This is a genomic window from Zymomonas sp., from assembly GCF_020216885.1.
Classification (GTDB): Bacteria; Pseudomonadota; Alphaproteobacteria; order Sphingomonadales; family Sphingomonadaceae; genus Zymomonas.
The window spans coordinates 1-16,470 of sequence record NZ_JAIWON010000066.1; the positions used below are offsets into that span (position 1 = coordinate 1).

The window sequence follows — 16,470 nt, forward strand, 5'->3', positions numbered from 1 at the left end:
AAAAAGCTGATATCACAAAGGATGTCGCGCAGAAAGAGACGGCGGATAGTGAGACGATATCCATCGATGCCTCTCTCGATAAAGCAATCAGCAACGCAGGTTACGGCAATAAAATAGATAATATGACGGCTTCCTATCAAGAAAAAGCAGGGCGGATAAAAGCCAGTCCTTTGGCCAAGCGCTTGGCTAAGAAAAACCATGTTGACCTGAAACAGGTAAACGGTAGTGGTCCCCATGGCCGAATTATCAAAGCTGATATTGAAGCCTTTGTTGTTCAGGCCAATCAAGCCTCTTCTAATCAGTCAGTCTCCACACCGGAAGTTTCCAGTAAAATAACGCATGATACCCCCCATAACAGTATCAAGCTTAGCAATATGCGGCGCGTTATTGCTCGCCGTCTGACCGAATCCAAACAAAATATTCCTCATATCTATTTGACAGTTGATGTTCAGATGGATGCTCTTTTGAAGCTCCGCTCTGAACTCAATGAATCCTTGACTGTTCAGAATATTAAAATTTCAGTCAATGACATGCTGATTAAAGCACAGGCTTTAGCCTTAAAAGCGACGCCCAACGTCAATGTTGCTTTTGATGGCGATCAGATGCTGCAATTCTCACAGGCTGATATCTCTGTCGCCGTCTCTGTTGAAGGTGGGCTGATTACGCCTATCTTGAAACAAGCTGATACCAAAAGTTTGTCTGCGCTTTCTGTAGAAATGAAAGAGCTTATTGCTCGCGCAAGGGAAGGGCGCTTGCAACCTCAGGAATATCAGGGCGGAACGTCCAGTATTTCTAATATGGGAATGTTTGGTATCAAACAATTTAATGCTGTCATCAACCCGCCACAGGCCTCTATCTTAGCGATTGGAAGCGGTGAAAGACGGCCTTGGGTGATTGATGATGCGATTACCATTGCTACCGTTGCAACTATCACCGGTAGTTTTGATCATCGTGTTATTGATGGTGCCGATGCGGCTGCCTTTATGTCGGCCTTCAAGCATTTGGTTGAAAAACCATTAGGGATTTTAGCGCAATGAGTAATCAGGTCACGAAATCGGATAATTCAGAACCCTTAGCACCCGCTGGAGAACCCGCTATTCGCGTTATTGCTATGCCAGCAAATACGAATGCCGATGGCCGCATGTTTGGTGGTTGGCTTATGGGTATGTTGGATCAAGCAGCCGGCTTAGTTGCTGCGCGCCATGCTTTAGCTCGGGTTGTGACCGTCGCAGCCGATTCTATCACTTTCCATGCGCCGGTTCAGGTCGGTGATGAATTATCGCTTTATGCTCGATTGGTGAAAGTTGGCCGGACTTCAATGAAAATTGAAGTCGAAGGCTGGCGGCGTGTCCGGCATGAGCTGGAAACCATAAAAGCTATTTCTGGCTTGTTTACTTTTGTTGCCATTGATGAGGATCGTCGCCCTTGTCAGGTGCCTCCGATGAATGAAACGCGGTTGTTATCCGATAAAGCTGATAAATAGCCTCCGAAAAACAGCAGTAATTACAAAGAAAAGAGAACTTAACTCATGGCTGATCATTTTGATCTGATTGTTTTGGGCGGGGGTCCAGGAGGGTATGTTGCGGCTATTCGGGCGGCTCAGCTAAAACTAAAAGTCGCTTTGGTTGAACGCGTTCATCTAGGTGGCATTTGCTTGAACTGGGGCTGTATCCCAACCAAATCACTTTTGCGTTCTGCTGAAGTTTATCATGAGATGCAAAATGCCGAAGCCTATGGTCTAACCTCTTTCAAACCTGACTTTGATCTCGATAAAATTATTGCACGTTCTCGCGAAGTAGCCGCCCGTTTGGCTTCCGGCGTCAAAACGTTACTGCGCAAAAATAAGGTCGAAGTCATCAGTGGTGTCGGTCAACTGACGGGCAATCAGCAAATGCTGGTAAAAACGACTGAAGGCGAAGAAAAAATCCTTGAAGCCAAAGATATTATTATCGCAACCGGAGCAAGGGCTAGACAGCTTCCCAATGTTCATTCTGATGGTAAACATATATGGACTTACCATCATGCTTTAAAACCGCCTGCCATGCCGAAAAAATTGCTGGTAATCGGTTCGGGGGCTATCGGTATCGAATTCGCCAGCTTCTATGCTGATTTTGGGGCTGAAGTGAGCATTGTTGAACATGCACCCCAAATTCTGCCAATGGAAGACGCCGAGGTCAGCGCTTACGTCGCCAAAGCCTTTAAAAAACGCGGTATCCGTATTTTAACACAATCAGCTTTACAGAATTTAACGCCAGACGATGAAGGTGTAACGGCTGAAATCGCCGGAGCTGATGGTACGGTTACGAAAGAACGTTTTTCTCATGCTATTGTCGCCATTGGTGTAGTGGCTAATGTTGAAAATATCGGTCTTGATAAACTGGGAATCAAACTTGATCGCGGCTTTATCGCCGTCGATGGCTTTGGTCGCACCAATGTTGATCATGTCTGGGCAATCGGAGATGTCGCTGGAGCACCTTGCCTCGCGCATAAAGCTAGCCATCAAGGAGTCATTGCAGCCGAGGCCATTGCTGGATGTGACCATGTGCATCCTTTAAATACCCAAAATATTCCGGGCTGCACCTATGCAAGGCCACAAGTTGCTAGTGTGGGTCTCACTGAAGAAAAAGCGCGGCAACAGGGCTATAATGTCAAAATAGGTAATTTCCCCTTTATCGCTAACGGGAAAGCTATTGCTCAAGGGGCAACTGATGGCTTTGTTAAAACCGTTTTTGATGCCGACAGTGGGGCCCTTTTAGGCGCGCATATGGTTGGGGCTGAAGTAACTGAAATGATTCAGGGCTATACCGTCGCCAGAACGCTGGAAACGACAGAAGCCGAAATTATGGAAACGATCTTTCCTCATCCGACGATTTCGGAAGCCATGCATGAAAGTGTGCTAGCCGCCTACGGGCGCGCACTTCATTTTTAAGGGGAGGGGTGTTGCCTTTTTTTCTGAGTGGTTGGCGTTGGGTTGCCATTGTCTTTTTTTGTATCATCGCCTTTCTGATCGGTTTTCTGACCGCCTGCGAGGCGCCTGGTGCTTTTGACCTGACTCTACTTCATTTAATCGGTGGCTTTGCTTCTCGTCATCATTGGGTGGCCTGTATCGCCCGTATCGGTAGCTTTGCCGGTAATGTTTCTGTCCGTGTCAGCTGTATTCTTGTCGCAGTTATAACAATGATAGCCCTTAAGGATAAATTAGGGGCTATTTTTGCTATCTTGGCACCCTTGGGTGGTTGGGCTTTTTTTTCGCTTTTGAAATTAGTTATTAACCGCCCCAGACCCTTGATCTTTTTTCATTTGGATCATGTGGATGGCGCTAGCTTCCCAAGCGGTCACAGCACTAATGCCATGATCGTTTACCCGATGCTTGCCTTATTAATTAGACGTCATGGTGGCCGCCTCGGTTGGCTTTATGCGTCTATTATGTTGGCGCTTTTTGTCGGTTTGTCCCGTGTTGCGCTGGCTGTCCATTGGCCTAGCGATGTTATGGCTGGATGGGTGGCCGGAAGCGCATGGCTTCTTGTCTGCTATGAAATCTGCGAACAATGGGGGCTACGCCATTCAGATCCGTTATCTGTTAAGATGAGGGATGAAGAGGATGAGGATGTAAACGCCCATTTAAAACGTCACGAAACCGTGTCTTGATAACAGAATAAGCGGAAGAAAATGGGTATTCATAAAATTGCCCTAGCATGACAGAATAAAATTCTTTATATCCTACCGTGGAAACACTGCATGAAAGATCGATTCCGATCAGTGTAAGGTTTCCATTTCGTAAAATGGCGTAATTTTGTTAGCGGAAAGATGCTTTCCGTTGACCCTTGCCGTTATCGTCGCTATAGCGCCCGTCTACATCTCCTGTTGACGGTGAATCTTTGGCGTCAGACGGGTGCGCTTGAACATTGCCATATATGCGCGTCTTCCTTTTAAAGAATTCACGCAGGTGAGCTTAGTCATTTTTGCTCGGTGCTATTTTCATAATTTAATTATGGTCAGGCGCATTTTGTATATTTGGTAAAGTAACTCTTGAGGTGAAGGGCTTCATGCCGACGATCAATCAATTGGTCCGTAAGGGCCGTCAGTTACAGAAGGAACGCTCTAAAGTTCCTGCTATGGAGGCAAACCCGCAGAAGCGGGGTGTTTGCACCCGTGTTTATACCACGACCCCGAAAAAGCCGAACTCGGCTCTTCGTAAAGTGGCAAAAGTGCGTTTGACCAATCAGCGCGAAGTCATCAGTTACATCCCCGGTGAAGGTCATAACCTTCAGGAGCATTCGGTTGTGCTTATCCGTGGTGGTCGTGTTCGCGATCTTCCAGGTGTGCGTTACCATGTTCTGCGCGGCGTTCTCGATACCCAGGGTGTCAAAGATCGCAAGCAGAGCCGTTCCAAATATGGCGCCAAACGGCCCAAGTAAGAAGGTTGAACTGATATGGCACGTCGTCGTCGCCCGGAAAAACGTGAAATTTTGCCAGATCCTAAATACGGGGATGTGGTTCTTTCGAAATTTATGAATTCTGTGATGCTTGACGGTAAAAAATCCGTTGCAGAACGTATTCTTTATTCGGCTCTGGATTCTATCGAAGCACGCGTAAAACGCGTTCCCTTGGAAGTATTCCATGAAGCCTTGGACAATGTAAAACCAGGGATCGAAGTCCGCAGCCGTCGTGTTGGTGGTGCTACTTATCAGGTTCCGGTTGAAGTCCGCCCCGACCGTGCACAGGCATTGGCCATCCGTTGGTTGATCGCTGCTTCCCGTGCTCGTTCAGAACATAGCATGTCTGCTCGCCTTTCTGGCGAGTTGCTGGATGCTGCTAACAACCGCGGTAATGCTGTCAAGAAGCGTGAAGATACGCATCGCATGGCTGAAGCAAACCGTGCATTCTCGCATTATCGCTGGTAACGGCTTTACCCTATACCGGACAGTTTGTACTCTGTCCGGTCACGGAGACTAAGGATCTATGGCCCGCAAATATCCGCTCGATAAATATCGTAATATCGGTATTATGGCTCATATTGATGCCGGTAAAACGACCACAACCGAGCGTATTCTTTTCTATACCGGTAAGTCCTACAAGATCGGCGAAGTCCATGAAGGCACGGCGACCATGGATTGGATGGAGCAGGAACAGGAGCGCGGGATTACGATCACGTCTGCTGCAACTACCTGCTTTTGGAACGACCATCGAATCAATATCATTGATACGCCAGGGCATGTTGACTTTACCATTGAAGTTGAACGTTCTCTTCGCGTTTTAGACGGTGCAGTTGCCTGTTTCGATGGCGTGGCTGGTGTTGAGCCGCAGTCAGAAACAGTTTGGCGTCAGGCTGAAAAATATCACGTTCCACGTATGTGCTTCGTGAATAAACTTGACCGTACTGGTGCGAACTTCCTCCGCTGCGTTGACATGATTCGTGATCGCCTCGGCGCTCGTCCGCTGGTGCTCTACTTGCCGATCGGCCTTGAAGGTGATTTCAAGGGCTTGGTCGACCTGGTTGAAAATCGCGCTATCATTTGGCTTGAAGAAAGCCTGGGTGCAAAATTCGAATATCAGGAAATTCCCGAAGAGTATAAAGCCGACGCAGAAGCTGCGCGCGCTGAAATGATCGAAATGGCAGTTGAGCAAGATGATGCTGCTATGGAAGCCTATCTCGAAGGAACCGAACCAGACGTTGCCACGCTTAAAAAACTGATCCGTAAGGGTACGTTGGCACAGGACTTTGTTCCTGTTCTGTGTGGTTCTGCTTTCAAGAACAAAGGTGTTCAGCCTCTCTTGGATGCAGTCGTTGATTTCTTGCCGAGCCCGTTGGATATTCCTCCGGTCGAAGGCGTGAAAATGGATGGCGAAACGAAAGATAGTCGTAAGCCCTCTGACGACGAACCTTTCTCTGCGCTTGCATTTAAAATCATGAACGATCCTTTTGTGGGTTCGTTGACTTTTGCTCGTATTTATTCCGGTAAACTGACCAAGGGTACCGTTTTGAATTCAGTGAAAGATAAGCGCGAAAAAGTTGGTCGTATGCTTTTGATGCATGCCAACAGCCGTGAAGATCTCGAAGAGGCTTATGCTGGCGATATCGTCGCTCTGGTTGGTATGAAAGAAACCACGACTGGTGATACGCTTTGTGCTCCGAACGCACCGATCATTCTGGAACGGATGGAATTTCCGGAACCTGTGATCGAAGTCGCCGTGGAACCGAAGACGAAGGCCGATCAGGAAAAAATGGGTCTGGCACTCAACCGCTTGGCGGCTGAAGATCCTTCTTTCCGCGTTTCTTCCGATTTTGAATCAGGCCAGACGATCATTAAGGGAATGGGTGAACTTCACCTTGATATTCTTGTTGATCGTATGAAGCGCGAATTCAAGGTGGAAGCCAATGTCGGCGCCCCGCAGGTCGCTTATCGCGAATCACTCGCCCGTCCGGTCGAAGTTGATTATACGCATAAGAAACAGTCCGGTGGTTCTGGTCAGTTCGGTCGCGTAAAAGTCAACCTTGTTCCGAGTGAACGAGGCGCTGGTATCCAGTTCTTCGATGAAATCAAGGGTGGTAATATTCCTCGTGAATATATCCCTTCCGTCGAAAAAGGTATGCGTGAAACCGCAGAAACAGGTTCTTTAATCGGCTTCCCGATTATCGACTTTGAAATCCATTTAACTGATGGTGCGTATCACGATGTCGATTCTTCGGCTCTTGCCTTTGAAATTGCTGGCCGAGGTGCTATGCGTGAAGCCGCTCAGAAGGCGGGAATCAAGCTCCTTGAACCAGTAATGCGGGTTGAGGTAATCACGCCGGAGGATTATCTCGGTGACGTGATCGGTGATATGAATTCGCGGCGCGGCCAGATTCAAGGCACCGATACACGCGGTAATGCCCAGGTCGTCGAAGCAATGGTGCCGCTGGCTAACATGTTCGGCTATGTGAACCAGCTCCGTTCCTTCACCCAGGGACGCGCCCAGTATTCGATGCAATTTTCGCATTATGACGAAGTCCCGGCTAACGTCGCGGATGAGTTAAAATCGAAGATGGCTTAATTAAATACTGGCATAAACCGAAAAATGTCGTTATGAGCGCGCCGGAGAAGCGCGGCGCGCTCAATACAATAGTGATAAAAGCGGTAACAAAAAGAGGTAACTAATGGCGAAAGCTAAGTTTGAGCGGAATAAGCCGCATTGTAATATCGGTACCATTGGTCACGTCGATCATGGTAAAACTACCCTGACTGCAGCTATTACCAAAGTTTTGGCTGAAGCTGGTGGCGGCAACACCTTTGTTGACTATGCCAACATCGATAAAGCTCCGGAAGAACGTGAACGCGGTATCACGATTTCAACGTCTCACGTTGAATACGAAACCGAAACTCGGCATTATGCCCACGTCGATTGCCCGGGTCATGCCGATTATGTGAAGAACATGATCACCGGTGCTGCTCAGATGGACGGCGCAATCTTGGTTGTGTCCGCTGCTGACGGTCCTATGCCTCAGACTCGTGAGCACATCCTGCTCGCTCGTCAGGTCGGTGTTCCTGCCCTTGTCGTTTTCATGAACAAGGTCGATCAGGTCGATGATCCAGAACTTCTGGAACTCGTCGAAATGGAAATCCGCGAACTTCTTTCCAGCTACGACTTCCCGGGTGACGATATTCCTATCGTTAAGGGTTCTGCTCTGGCTGCTCTGGAAGACAAAAATCCGGAAATCGGCAAAGAAGCCATCCTTTCTTTGATGGCAGCTGTTGATGAATACATTCCGCAGCCGGAACGTCCTTTGGACAAAAGCTTCCTGATGCCGATCGAAGATGTTTTCTCCATCTCTGGTCGTGGTACGGTTGTTACCGGTCGTGTTGAAACCGGTGTCGTCAAGGTCGGTGAAGAAGTCGAAATCGTCGGTCTTCGTGACACCAAAAAGACCACCGTTACGGGCGTTGAAATGTTCCGTAAGCTGCTCGATCAGGGTGAAGCTGGCGATAACATCGGTGCTCTGCTTCGTGGTACGGCTCGTACCGAAGTTGAACGTGGTCAGGTTTTGGCTAAACCGGGTTCCATTACGCCGCATACCGAATTCAAGGCAGAAGTTTATGTTCTGTCGAAAGATGAAGGTGGCCGTCACACCCCGTTCTTCGCGAACTATCGTCCGCAGTTCTATTTCCGCACCACCGACGTTACGGGCGAAATCACTTTGCCTGAAGATGTCGAAATGGTTATGCCAGGCGACAACATTGCGTTTGGTGTGAAATTGATTGCTCCGATCGCTATGGATCCGGGTCTTCGCTTCGCTATTCGCGAAGGTGGCCGTACCGTTGGCGCTGGTGTTGTCAGCTCCATCATTAAATAATTTCGTTAGCTAACCGGCATCCTGCCGGTTAGCTCTCATTTTTTAGGTGGGCGCCAAAAGACAATTTGTCTTAGGCGCCTCCTCGTTCTTTGAAATGGTTAGGGATATGGATACGCAGAATATTCGCATTCGCCTCAAGGCGTTTGATCATCGTGTTTTAGATCAGGCTACAGGAGATATCGCCGACACAGCTCGTCGGACTGGTGCTCTTATTCGCGGACCGATTCCCTTGCCGACGCGCATCGAGAAGTTCACGGTCAACCGTGGTCCACATATCGATAAAAAGTCGCGTGAACAGTTTGAAGTGCGTACCTATAAGCGCCTTCTGGATATCGTTCAGCCAACCCCCCAGACTGTTGATGCTTTAATGAAGCTTGACCTCGCGGCAGGTGTTGAAGTTGAAATCAAATTAGCTTAATAAAGCGTTTGAGCCGGATACTAAGATAACCGGTTTTCCTCCCATTTCTGCGATGGTGATATTTTTTCTCTTTCTTTGAAAGGGAAGGGTAGATTTCTTGAGCGAAATACGATATTCACCATTGTAGACAAGCAGGGATACCGACCAGTTTTATCTGGTGTCATGCGTCCCCGCCTTATTTACTATGTCTCATAGTATATGGCCCTGGCGGGGGCTTCTATTGTAAAGGGGCCGGCTCCTTCGTCATTCGGACGTAGGAGCTTTTCGTTTATCATGCTCGCCGCTGTCGCGAGCCTCTGAAGGAGTAATGGATCATGCGTACTGGCGTGATCGCCAAGAAGGTCGGAATGACGCGTCTGTTTCAGGAAGATGGTCGGCATGTGCCGGTAACCGTCCTGAAACTCGAAGATGTGCAGGTCGTGGCCGTCAAAAATAAAGATCAGGATGGATACGTTGCTGTTCAGCTTGGTGCAGGTTCTGCAAAAGCTAAAAACGTTACCAAGCCTGTACGGGGTCATTTTGCCAAAGCCGAAGTCGAGCTGAAGGCAAAATTGGTTGAATTCCCCGTTTCCGAAGACGCCGTTCTCGAAGTCGGAACATCAATTTCAGCTGATCATTTTATTGCTGGTCAGTTGGTCGATATTTCTGGCCAGACCCAGGGTAAAGGCTTTGCCGGTGCTATGAAGCGCTGGGGCTTTGGTGGTTTGCGTGCCACCCATGGTGTGTCCTTATCTCACCGTTCCCATGGTTCTACCGGTAATCGTCAGGATCCGGGTCGCGTTTTCAAAAACAAGAAAATGGCTGGCCATATGGGTGCCCGCCAGCGGACTCAGCAGAATTTGGAAGTTATTTCTACCGATGCTGAACGCGATCTGATTTTTGTTCGTGGTTCTGTCCCCGGTTCAAAGGGTGCATGGTTGATTATTCGTGATGCTGTTAAAGTAGCACGTCCAGCCGACGCTCCTTATCCGGCCGCCATTAAAGCCGCGAATGGCAACGAGGCTCCGGCTGCGCCGGTGGCCGCAGAAGGTCAGGAGGGCTGATCATGAAGGTTGAAGTTCAGTCCCTCGATGCATCTAAGAAGGGTAGCATCGAGCTTAACGATGCCGTATTCGGTGTCGAACCGCGTGCTGATATTTTGCATCGTGTCGTAACATGGCAGTTGGAAAAACGCCGTGCGCCGACCCGCGCTACGCGTGAACGTTCTGACGTTGCACGTTCCGGTAAAAAATTCGGCCGTCAAAAAGGTGGTGGTACCGCCCGTCATGGTGATCGTCGCTCACCTATCTTTATCGGTGGTGGTAAAGCTCATGGTGCAAGAGCGCGCGTTTTCAATCCTTCTTTAAACAAGAAGGTTCGCGCCCTTGGTCTTCGTATGGCTCTGTCTTCCAAAGCAAAAACGGGCACTTTAGTTGTCATCGAAGCTTTGGATGTTGAAGTAAAGACCAAGCTCTTAGCCGCACAGATTCAGTCTTTAGGCTTTGGTCCAAAGGTTCTGGTTGTTGATGGCGATACGGTCAATGAAAACTTTGCTCGTGCCTCAAGCAACCTTGTCGGTCTCGATGTGTTGCCGGCCGTAGGTGCCAATGTCTACGACATTCTGAAACATGACACGCTGGTGCTGACTCGCGCCGCTGTTGAAAAGCTGGAGGCTCGTCTCAATGGCTAAAAGTCAGGATGGGGTGGCAATCCGCCACTATGATGTTGTGCTCGGTCCGCACATCACTGAAAAATCGACTATGGTCTCTGAATTTAACGCGGTGGTCTTCAAAGTAGCCGCTGATGCGACCAAACCTGCGATTAAAGAAGCTGTTGAAGCTTTGTTTGGGGTTTCCGTCAAATCGGTGAATACTGTTATCACCAAAGGCAAGACCAAAAAGTGGAAAGGCCGCCCTTATCGGCGGTCAGACGTCAAAAAGGCGATCGTGACTCTGGCTGAAGGTCAGTCAATCGATGTGACGACAGGGGTCTAGGACGATGGCTCTTAAGCATTATAATCCGACCAGCCCGGCCCGCCGTGGCCTTATCCTGGTCGACCGCTCGTCTTTGTGGAAAGGTAGCCCGGTTAAAGCCCTCACTGAAGGGAAGAATAAAACCGGTGGCCGGAACAACAAAGGTCACAGAACTTCACGCGGTATCGGTGGTGGTCACAAGCAGAAATACCGGCTTGTCGACTTCAAACGTCGTAAATGGGATATGCCAGCTACGGTTCAGCGGATTGAATATGATCCCAACCGTTCAGCTTTTATTGCCCTGGTTGAATATGAAGATAAAACCTTATCTTATATTCTTGCCCCGCAGCGTTTAGGTGTTGGTGATTCCATTGTTGCTTCTCGCAAAGCCGATGTGAAACCCGGCAATGCCATGGAAATCGGCCAAGCTCCGCTTGGTACCATTGTGCACAACATCGAACTTAAACCCAGCAAGGGTGGCCAGCTCGCTCGCGCAGCCGGTGCTTATGCTCAGATCGTTGGTCGTGACAAAGGCATGGTAATGATTCGCCTGAATTCAGGTGAACAGCGCTACATCCGTTCTGATTGCATGGTTACAGTTGGTGCCGTATCCAACTCTGACAATGCCAACCAGAATTTTGCCAAAGCCGGCCGTAATCGTTGGCTTGGTCGCCGCCCGTTAACCCGTGGTGTTGCAAAGAACCCTGTCGATCATCCGCATGGTGGTGGTGAAGGCCGCACATCTGGTGGTCGTCATCCGGTAACGCCTTGGGGTAAACCGACCAAGGGTGCTCGCACCCGTTCGAATAAGGCGACGGACAAGTTCATTATCCGTTCGCGTCACGCGAAGAAGAAGAGGTAAGCATGGCCCGCTCCGTTTGGAAAGGTCCGTTTGTCGAACTGTCTCTGTTGAAAAAAGCAGAGACAGCGCAGGACAGCAGCAACCGGGCTCCCATCAAGACCTGGTCGCGTCGTTCGACGATTCTGCCACAGTTTGTTGGTTTGACTTTCAATGTCTATAATGGCCGCAAATTTGTGCCGGTACTAGTCAATGAAGAAATGGTTGGTCATAAACTGGGTGAATTTGCGCCAACGCGCACTTTCCCTGGCCATGCCGCTGACAAGAAGGGTAAGCGCTAATGTCTAAGCCGCAAGCTCCCCGTCGCGTCGGTGAAAAGGAGGCCTTAGCCGTCGCCACCACCGTTCGCGGTAGCTCTTACAAGCTGAATCTTGTTGCGGGTCTAATCCGTGGGAAGAAAGCTGGTGAAGCCCTGAACATTTTGAGCTTTTCCAAGAAGGCAATGGCAAAAGATGTCCGCAAGGTTCTTGCTTCTGCTATTGCTAACGCCGAGAATAACCACAATCTCGACGTTGACGCTCTGATTGTGAAAGAGGCATCGGTCGGTAAATCGATCGTGATGAAGCGTTTCGCAACCCGTGCTCGCGGTCGTTCGACTCAGATCATCAAGCCATTTTCGCGCATCCGTGTCGTTGTCCGCGAACAGGAAGAGGCTGAATAAGATGGGTCATAAATCTAACCCGATCGGTATGCGGCTGCAGATTAATCGTACATGGGACAGCCGCTGGTTTGCCCAAGGTGGCGATTATGGCCAGCTGTTGCTTGAAGATATCAAGATCCGCAAATTCATCATGAAAACGCTGCCACAGGCAGCGATTTCGAAAGTGGTGATTGAGCGTCCGGCTAAATTATGCCGTATTTCAATTTATGCTGCCCGTCCCGGTGTTATCATCGGTAAAAAAGGCGCAGACATTGAAAAGCTGCGTAAAAAACTGGACTCCATGACTGAAAGTGGCGTTTCTCTGAACATTGTCGAAATCCGTAAACCGGAAATCGATGCTCAGTTGGTCGCCCAGGGCATTGCCGATCAGCTTGAAAGGCGTGTTGCTTTCCGGCGTGCGATGAAGCGTGCTGTTCAGTCTGCTCTGCGTCTTGGTGCTCAGGGTGTCAGAATCACTTGCGGTGGTCGTTTGGGTGGTGCTGAAATTGCCCGGACTGAATGGTATCGTGAAGGCCGTGTGCCGTTGCATACCTTGCGCGCAAATGTCGATTATGCCGAAGCTGAAGCGCATACCGCTTATGGTGTGTGTGGAATCAAGGTCTGGATCTTTAAGGGTGAAATCATGGCTCATGATCCCTTAGCCCAAGATCGGCTGATGGTAGAAGCTCAGACGTCGGGGGTCCGGCCGACGCGATAAGGGGTAATTCCCTTATCAGCGTCGCCTGATCGACCGGATAATCGGTGTCAGAAGGCGAAGTAAAATGCTGCAACCGAAACGAACTAAATTTCGTAAGGCCCACAAGGGTCGTATTCATGGTAATGCACCTGGCGGTGCTACGCTTAATTTCGGTGCGTATGGTCTGAAGGCTATGGAGCCAGATCGGATTACCGCGCGCCAGATCGAAGCTGCTCGTCGTGCTATTACCCGTCATATCCGCCGTCAGGGACGGCTGTGGATCCGCATTTTTCCGGATGTCCCTGTTTCCAGCAAACCTGCTGAAGTCCGCATGGGCTCCGGTAAAGGTTCACCGGAATTCTGGGTCGCCCGTGTGAAACCCGGTCGGATTCTTTTTGAATTAGATGGTGTTCCTGGCCCGATCGCTCGCGTCGCTTTTGAACGCGCCGCAGCGAAATTGCCCATCAAAGTGAAGGTCGTTGCCCGTTTGGGTGAGACCATATATGAAGAGGCCTAAATATGGCGAAGATTGACGATCTCAAAGCAAAGAGTGACGATCAACTTGCCGTCGAGCTGGGTGAAATGAAGCGTGAGCAGTTCAATCTGCGTTTCCAGTCAGCCACTGGCCAGCTGGAAAAACCCGCCCGGGTTCGCGAAGTGCGTCGCACTATTGCTCAGATTAAGACTTTACAGGCCGAGCGTCAGCGCTCGGCAACCAAGTAAGGATTTCTCATCATGCCCAAACGTGTGCTGACGGGAACCGTGGTCTCTGATAAGACCGACAAAACGGTAGTGGTTTTGGTCGAGCGTAAAGTGAAACATCCCCTTTACGGTAAGATCATCCGCTTGTCGAAAAAATATCATGCTCATGACGAGCAAAACGCCTATCATGAAGGCGAAACTGTGCGTATTGAAGAATGCGCGCCGATTTCGAAACTTAAATCATGGCGTGTGCTTGAAAAAGCAGATAAAGCGTCTGCTGCTTAATTATTTAAGCTTGCAGGTATAGAGAGGCTTTCCCGGCTAGTCCGGGTTAAAAAGAAGGGTCTAATTATATGATCCAGATGCAAACGAACCTTGACGTTGCCGACAACAGCGGTGCGAAGAGGGTGCAGTGCATCAAGGTGCTGGGCGGTTCTAAGCGTCGTACCGCGACTGTTGGCGATGTTATCGTTGTATCAGTCAAGGAAGCCGCACCGCGCGGGCGCGTTAAGAAGGGTGACGTCCATCGTGCCGTTATCGTTCGCACTGCCAAAGATATTCACCGCGCCGATGGTTCGGTGATTCGTTTCGACGGTAATGCGGCTGTTCTGATCAATAAAACGAGTGGCGAACCTATTGGTACTCGTATTTTTGGTCCGGTGGTACGTGAGTTACGGGCGCGTAACCATATGAAAATTATTTCACTTGCGCCTGAGGTGTTGTAATGGCAGCTAAAATTAAAAAAGGTGATCGCGTGGTTATCTTGTCCGGCAAGGACAAAGGTAAGCATGGCGAAGTAACCCAGGCTCTGCCACAAGAAGGCAAGGTGGTCGTTTCGGGTATCAATATTATTACCCGTCATCGTAAACCGAGCCAGGCTAACCCCCAGGGCGGGCTGGATCGTATGGAAGCGCCGATTGCTGCCTCCAAGGTTGCAGTCGAAGATCCGAAAACGGGTAAAGCCACCCGGGTCCGTTTTGATGTTCGCGATGGTAAGAAAGTACGCATCGCTGTAAAATCAGGGGAGACGATCAATGGCTAAAGCCTATGTTCCGCGCCTGAAAAAGCAGTATGATGACGAGATCATCAAAGCAATGACCGAAAAATTCGGTTATAAAAATGCTTTTGAAGTCCCGAAACTCACGAAAATCGTCCTGAATATGGGCGTTGGTGAAGCGACGCAGGACAAGAAAAAGGTTGACCAAGCCGCAGCCGAAATGGAGCTGATTGCTGGTCAGAAGCCTGTCGTAACCCGTGCAAAAAAATCCATTGCGCAATTTAAATTGCGTGAAGGTATGCCGATCGGTGTCAAGGTAACGCTCCGTCGTGAACGTATGTTCGAGTTTCTCGATCGTTTTCTGACGATCGCATTGCCTCGCGTACGTGACTTCCGTGGATTGAACCCAAAGTCCTTTGATGGTCGTGGCAACTATGCTACCGGTATCAAAGAACAGCTGATTTTCCCGGAAATTAGCTATGATCAGGTTTCCACCATCCGCGGTATGGATGTCGTTGTTGCCACTACGGCTAAGACGGATGAAGAAGCACGTGAATTGCTTCGTTTGTTCGGCTTTCCGTTCCCGGCTGACACTACACAGAAAAAGGCAGCCTGATTTCATGAATCAGGCAGCTCTTTAAGGAAAGAGAACTTAAGTCATGGCGAAACTGAGTTCGATTAACAAGAACGAAAAGCGCAAAAAAATGGCTAAAGCCTATGCCGGTAAATATTCCCGGTTAAAGGCTGCTGCTAATGACAAGAGCCTTGATGAGACGGATCGTCTTGTTGCACGGCTGAAAATGGCTGAATTGCCACGAAATGCGAATCCAACGCGTGTTCGCAATCGTTGTGCTTTAACTGGCCGCCCGCGCGGTTATTATCGTAAGTTCCAGCTCTGCCGCATCCAGTTGCGTGATCTGGCTAATAAAGGCCTGATTCCAGGCGTCACCAAGTCGAGCTGGTAAGGGGATATATAAAATGGCATTGTCCGATCCTCTGGGTGATTTGCTCACCCGCATTCGCAACGGCCAGCATGCCCGCAAAGATAGCGTGGTATCTCCTGCCTCTAAGTTACGTGTTCGCGTATTAGATGTGCTGGCACGTGAAGGCTATATTCGCGGTTATACTGAAGCCAAGCTTGGCAATCATGACGCACTGCGCATTGAGCTGAAATATTTTGAAGGCCAGCCGGCTATTCATCATCTGGCTCGTGTTTCGAAACCGGGTCGTCGTATCTATTCTGGTTCTCGCGAATTACCGCGTGTCCGTAATGGCCTTGGCATCACGATCGTTTCAACGCCGAAAGGTGTTCTTTCTGATGCAGAAGCCCGCGACCAGAATGTCGGCGGTGAAGTCCTTGCGGAGGTGTTCTGATGAGCCGTATCGGTAAAAAGCCGGTGGCTATCCCGACGGGCGTCACCGCAAATATTGCAGACGGTGTACTTTCAGTAAAAGGCCCCAAAGGCGAGCTTTCTATGCCTTTGTCTTCTGAAGTGACCTATTCACTTGAAGATGGTCAGCTTTCTGTAAAGCCTATCAATGACACGAAGCGCGCCCGTTCTTTCTGGGGTATGCAGCGTACATTGGTACAGAATCTGATCGATGGTGTGACTCAAGGTTATTCTAAAACCCTTCAGATCACGGGTGTCGGTTATCGCGCTGCTTCACAGGGAAAAAACCTGAAACTGCAGCTTGGCTACAGCCACGATATCGATTTTGCTATACCGGAAGGTATCACGATCCAGACGCCGGAACCAACGACTGTCAATATCTCTGGTATTGATAAGCAGAAAGTTGGTCAGGTCGCGGCTGAGATTCGTCGCTGGCGTCGTCCTGAACCTTATAAGGGTAAGGGTATCAAGTATGCCGGTGA

Annotated in this window: 25 protein-coding genes; all 25 read left to right on the forward strand. The window is 49.4% G+C overall.

Annotated features, from left to right (window positions below; genetic code table 11):
* On the forward strand, positions 1-1,037 hold a 1,037-nt coding region (locus tag LDL18_RS03455), incomplete at its 5' end, for a dihydrolipoamide acetyltransferase family protein (RefSeq protein WP_296507008.1).
* Positions 1,034-1,483: an acyl-CoA thioesterase gene (locus LDL18_RS03460; protein ID WP_011240415.1), complete on the forward strand. Its 450-nt coding sequence runs from the start codon at positions 1,034-1,036 to the stop codon at positions 1,481-1,483. The genes LDL18_RS03455 and LDL18_RS03460, both read left to right, overlap by 4 nt.
* Before the next feature lie 45 nt (positions 1,484-1,528).
* Complete coding sequence (gene lpdA, locus LDL18_RS03465) at positions 1,529-2,929, forward strand: dihydrolipoyl dehydrogenase (protein ID WP_296507009.1); 1,401 nt, start codon at positions 1,529-1,531, stop codon at positions 2,927-2,929.
* An 8-nt stretch (positions 2,930-2,937) separates the two neighbouring features.
* Complete coding sequence (locus LDL18_RS03470; RefSeq protein WP_296507010.1) at positions 2,938-3,648, forward strand: phosphatase PAP2 family protein; 711 nt, start codon at positions 2,938-2,940, stop codon at positions 3,646-3,648.
* A gap of 398 nt (positions 3,649-4,046) precedes the next feature.
* On the forward strand, positions 4,047-4,418 hold the full coding sequence (rpsL, locus tag LDL18_RS03475) for a 30S ribosomal protein S12 (RefSeq protein WP_011240418.1): 372 nt from the start codon (positions 4,047-4,049) through the stop codon (positions 4,416-4,418).
* A 15-nt stretch (positions 4,419-4,433) separates the two neighbouring features.
* On the forward strand, positions 4,434-4,904 hold the full coding sequence (gene rpsG, locus LDL18_RS03480; RefSeq protein WP_011240419.1) for a 30S ribosomal protein S7: 471 nt from the start codon (positions 4,434-4,436) through the stop codon (positions 4,902-4,904).
* 58 nt (positions 4,905-4,962) lie between these two features.
* Positions 4,963-7,035 carry an elongation factor G gene (gene fusA, locus LDL18_RS03485; RefSeq protein WP_296507011.1) on the forward strand — a complete coding sequence of 691 codons (2,073 nt, stop codon included), beginning with the start codon at positions 4,963-4,965 and terminating at the stop codon, positions 7,033-7,035.
* Between the two features lie 103 nt (positions 7,036-7,138).
* The gene (gene tuf, locus LDL18_RS03490; protein ID WP_296507012.1) at positions 7,139-8,332 is read left to right on the forward strand and encodes an elongation factor Tu; all 1,194 of its coding nucleotides are present in this window, start codon (positions 7,139-7,141) and stop codon (positions 8,330-8,332) included.
* Positions 8,333-8,438: 106 nt separating this feature from the next.
* On the forward strand, positions 8,439-8,750 hold the full coding sequence (gene rpsJ / locus LDL18_RS03495) for a 30S ribosomal protein S10 (RefSeq protein WP_012817274.1): 312 nt from the start codon (positions 8,439-8,441) through the stop codon (positions 8,748-8,750).
* Between the two features lie 314 nt (positions 8,751-9,064).
* Positions 9,065-9,793: a 50S ribosomal protein L3 gene (gene rplC, locus LDL18_RS03500; RefSeq protein WP_014848726.1), complete on the forward strand. Its 729-nt coding sequence runs from the start codon at positions 9,065-9,067 to the stop codon at positions 9,791-9,793.
* A 2-nt stretch (positions 9,794-9,795) separates the two neighbouring features.
* Positions 9,796-10,419, forward strand: a complete 624-nt coding sequence (rplD, locus tag LDL18_RS03505; protein ID WP_296507013.1) for a 50S ribosomal protein L4 — start codon at positions 9,796-9,798, stop codon at positions 10,417-10,419.
* Entirely contained in the window at positions 10,412-10,723 is a 312-nt protein-coding gene (locus LDL18_RS03510) for a 50S ribosomal protein L23 (RefSeq protein WP_011240425.1), read from the forward strand. Before rplD ends, LDL18_RS03510 begins: the two co-directional genes overlap by 8 nt.
* 4 nt (positions 10,724-10,727) lie before the next feature.
* Positions 10,728-11,564, forward strand: a complete 837-nt coding sequence (rplB, locus tag LDL18_RS03515; RefSeq protein WP_011240426.1) for a 50S ribosomal protein L2 — start codon at positions 10,728-10,730, stop codon at positions 11,562-11,564.
* Positions 11,565-11,566: 2 nt separating this feature from the next.
* Complete coding sequence (gene rpsS / locus LDL18_RS03520; protein ID WP_011240427.1) at positions 11,567-11,842, forward strand: 30S ribosomal protein S19; 276 nt, start codon at positions 11,567-11,569, stop codon at positions 11,840-11,842.
* Entirely contained in the window at positions 11,842-12,222 is a 381-nt protein-coding gene (gene rplV, locus LDL18_RS03525) for a 50S ribosomal protein L22 (protein ID WP_011240428.1), read from the forward strand. The genes rpsS and rplV overlap by 1 nt, the downstream gene beginning before the upstream one ends.
* A 1-nt stretch (position 12,223) precedes the next feature.
* On the forward strand, positions 12,224-12,919 hold the full coding sequence (gene rpsC, locus LDL18_RS03530) for a 30S ribosomal protein S3 (RefSeq protein ID WP_011240429.1): 696 nt from the start codon (positions 12,224-12,226) through the stop codon (positions 12,917-12,919).
* A 64-nt stretch (positions 12,920-12,983) separates the two neighbouring features.
* Positions 12,984-13,415 carry a 50S ribosomal protein L16 gene (rplP, locus tag LDL18_RS03535; RefSeq protein WP_011240430.1) on the forward strand — a complete coding sequence of 144 codons (432 nt, stop codon included), beginning with the start codon at positions 12,984-12,986 and terminating at the stop codon, positions 13,413-13,415.
* Positions 13,416-13,417: 2 nt separating this feature from the next.
* Positions 13,418-13,621, forward strand: a complete 204-nt coding sequence (rpmC, locus tag LDL18_RS03540) for a 50S ribosomal protein L29 (protein WP_011240431.1) — start codon at positions 13,418-13,420, stop codon at positions 13,619-13,621.
* A gap of 12 nt (positions 13,622-13,633) precedes the next feature.
* Positions 13,634-13,885 (forward strand): 30S ribosomal protein S17, encoded by a 252-nt coding sequence (gene rpsQ, locus LDL18_RS03545; protein ID WP_011240432.1) that lies wholly within the window; start codon positions 13,634-13,636, stop codon positions 13,883-13,885.
* A gap of 68 nt (positions 13,886-13,953) precedes the next feature.
* On the forward strand, positions 13,954-14,325 hold the full coding sequence (gene rplN, locus LDL18_RS03550) for a 50S ribosomal protein L14 (protein ID WP_011240433.1): 372 nt from the start codon (positions 13,954-13,956) through the stop codon (positions 14,323-14,325).
* Positions 14,325-14,642 carry a 50S ribosomal protein L24 gene (rplX, locus tag LDL18_RS03555; RefSeq protein ID WP_296507014.1) on the forward strand — a complete coding sequence of 106 codons (318 nt, stop codon included), beginning with the start codon at positions 14,325-14,327 and terminating at the stop codon, positions 14,640-14,642. Before rplN ends, rplX begins: the two co-directional genes overlap by 1 nt.
* Positions 14,635-15,213 (forward strand): 50S ribosomal protein L5, encoded by a 579-nt coding sequence (gene rplE / locus LDL18_RS03560; RefSeq protein WP_011240435.1) that lies wholly within the window; start codon positions 14,635-14,637, stop codon positions 15,211-15,213. Before rplX ends, rplE begins: the two co-directional genes overlap by 8 nt.
* Before the next feature lie 43 nt (positions 15,214-15,256).
* Positions 15,257-15,562, forward strand: coding sequence for a 30S ribosomal protein S14 (gene rpsN / locus LDL18_RS03565; protein ID WP_011240436.1), 306 nt, complete (start codon positions 15,257-15,259; stop codon positions 15,560-15,562).
* A gap of 13 nt (positions 15,563-15,575) precedes the next feature.
* Positions 15,576-15,971 carry a 30S ribosomal protein S8 gene (gene rpsH / locus LDL18_RS03570; protein ID WP_011240437.1) on the forward strand — a complete coding sequence of 132 codons (396 nt, stop codon included), beginning with the start codon at positions 15,576-15,578 and terminating at the stop codon, positions 15,969-15,971.
* Positions 15,971-16,470 (forward strand): 50S ribosomal protein L6 (gene rplF / locus LDL18_RS03575; protein ID WP_296507015.1); only part of this gene is annotated, 500 nt, incomplete at its 3' end. The genes rpsH and rplF, both read left to right, overlap by 1 nt.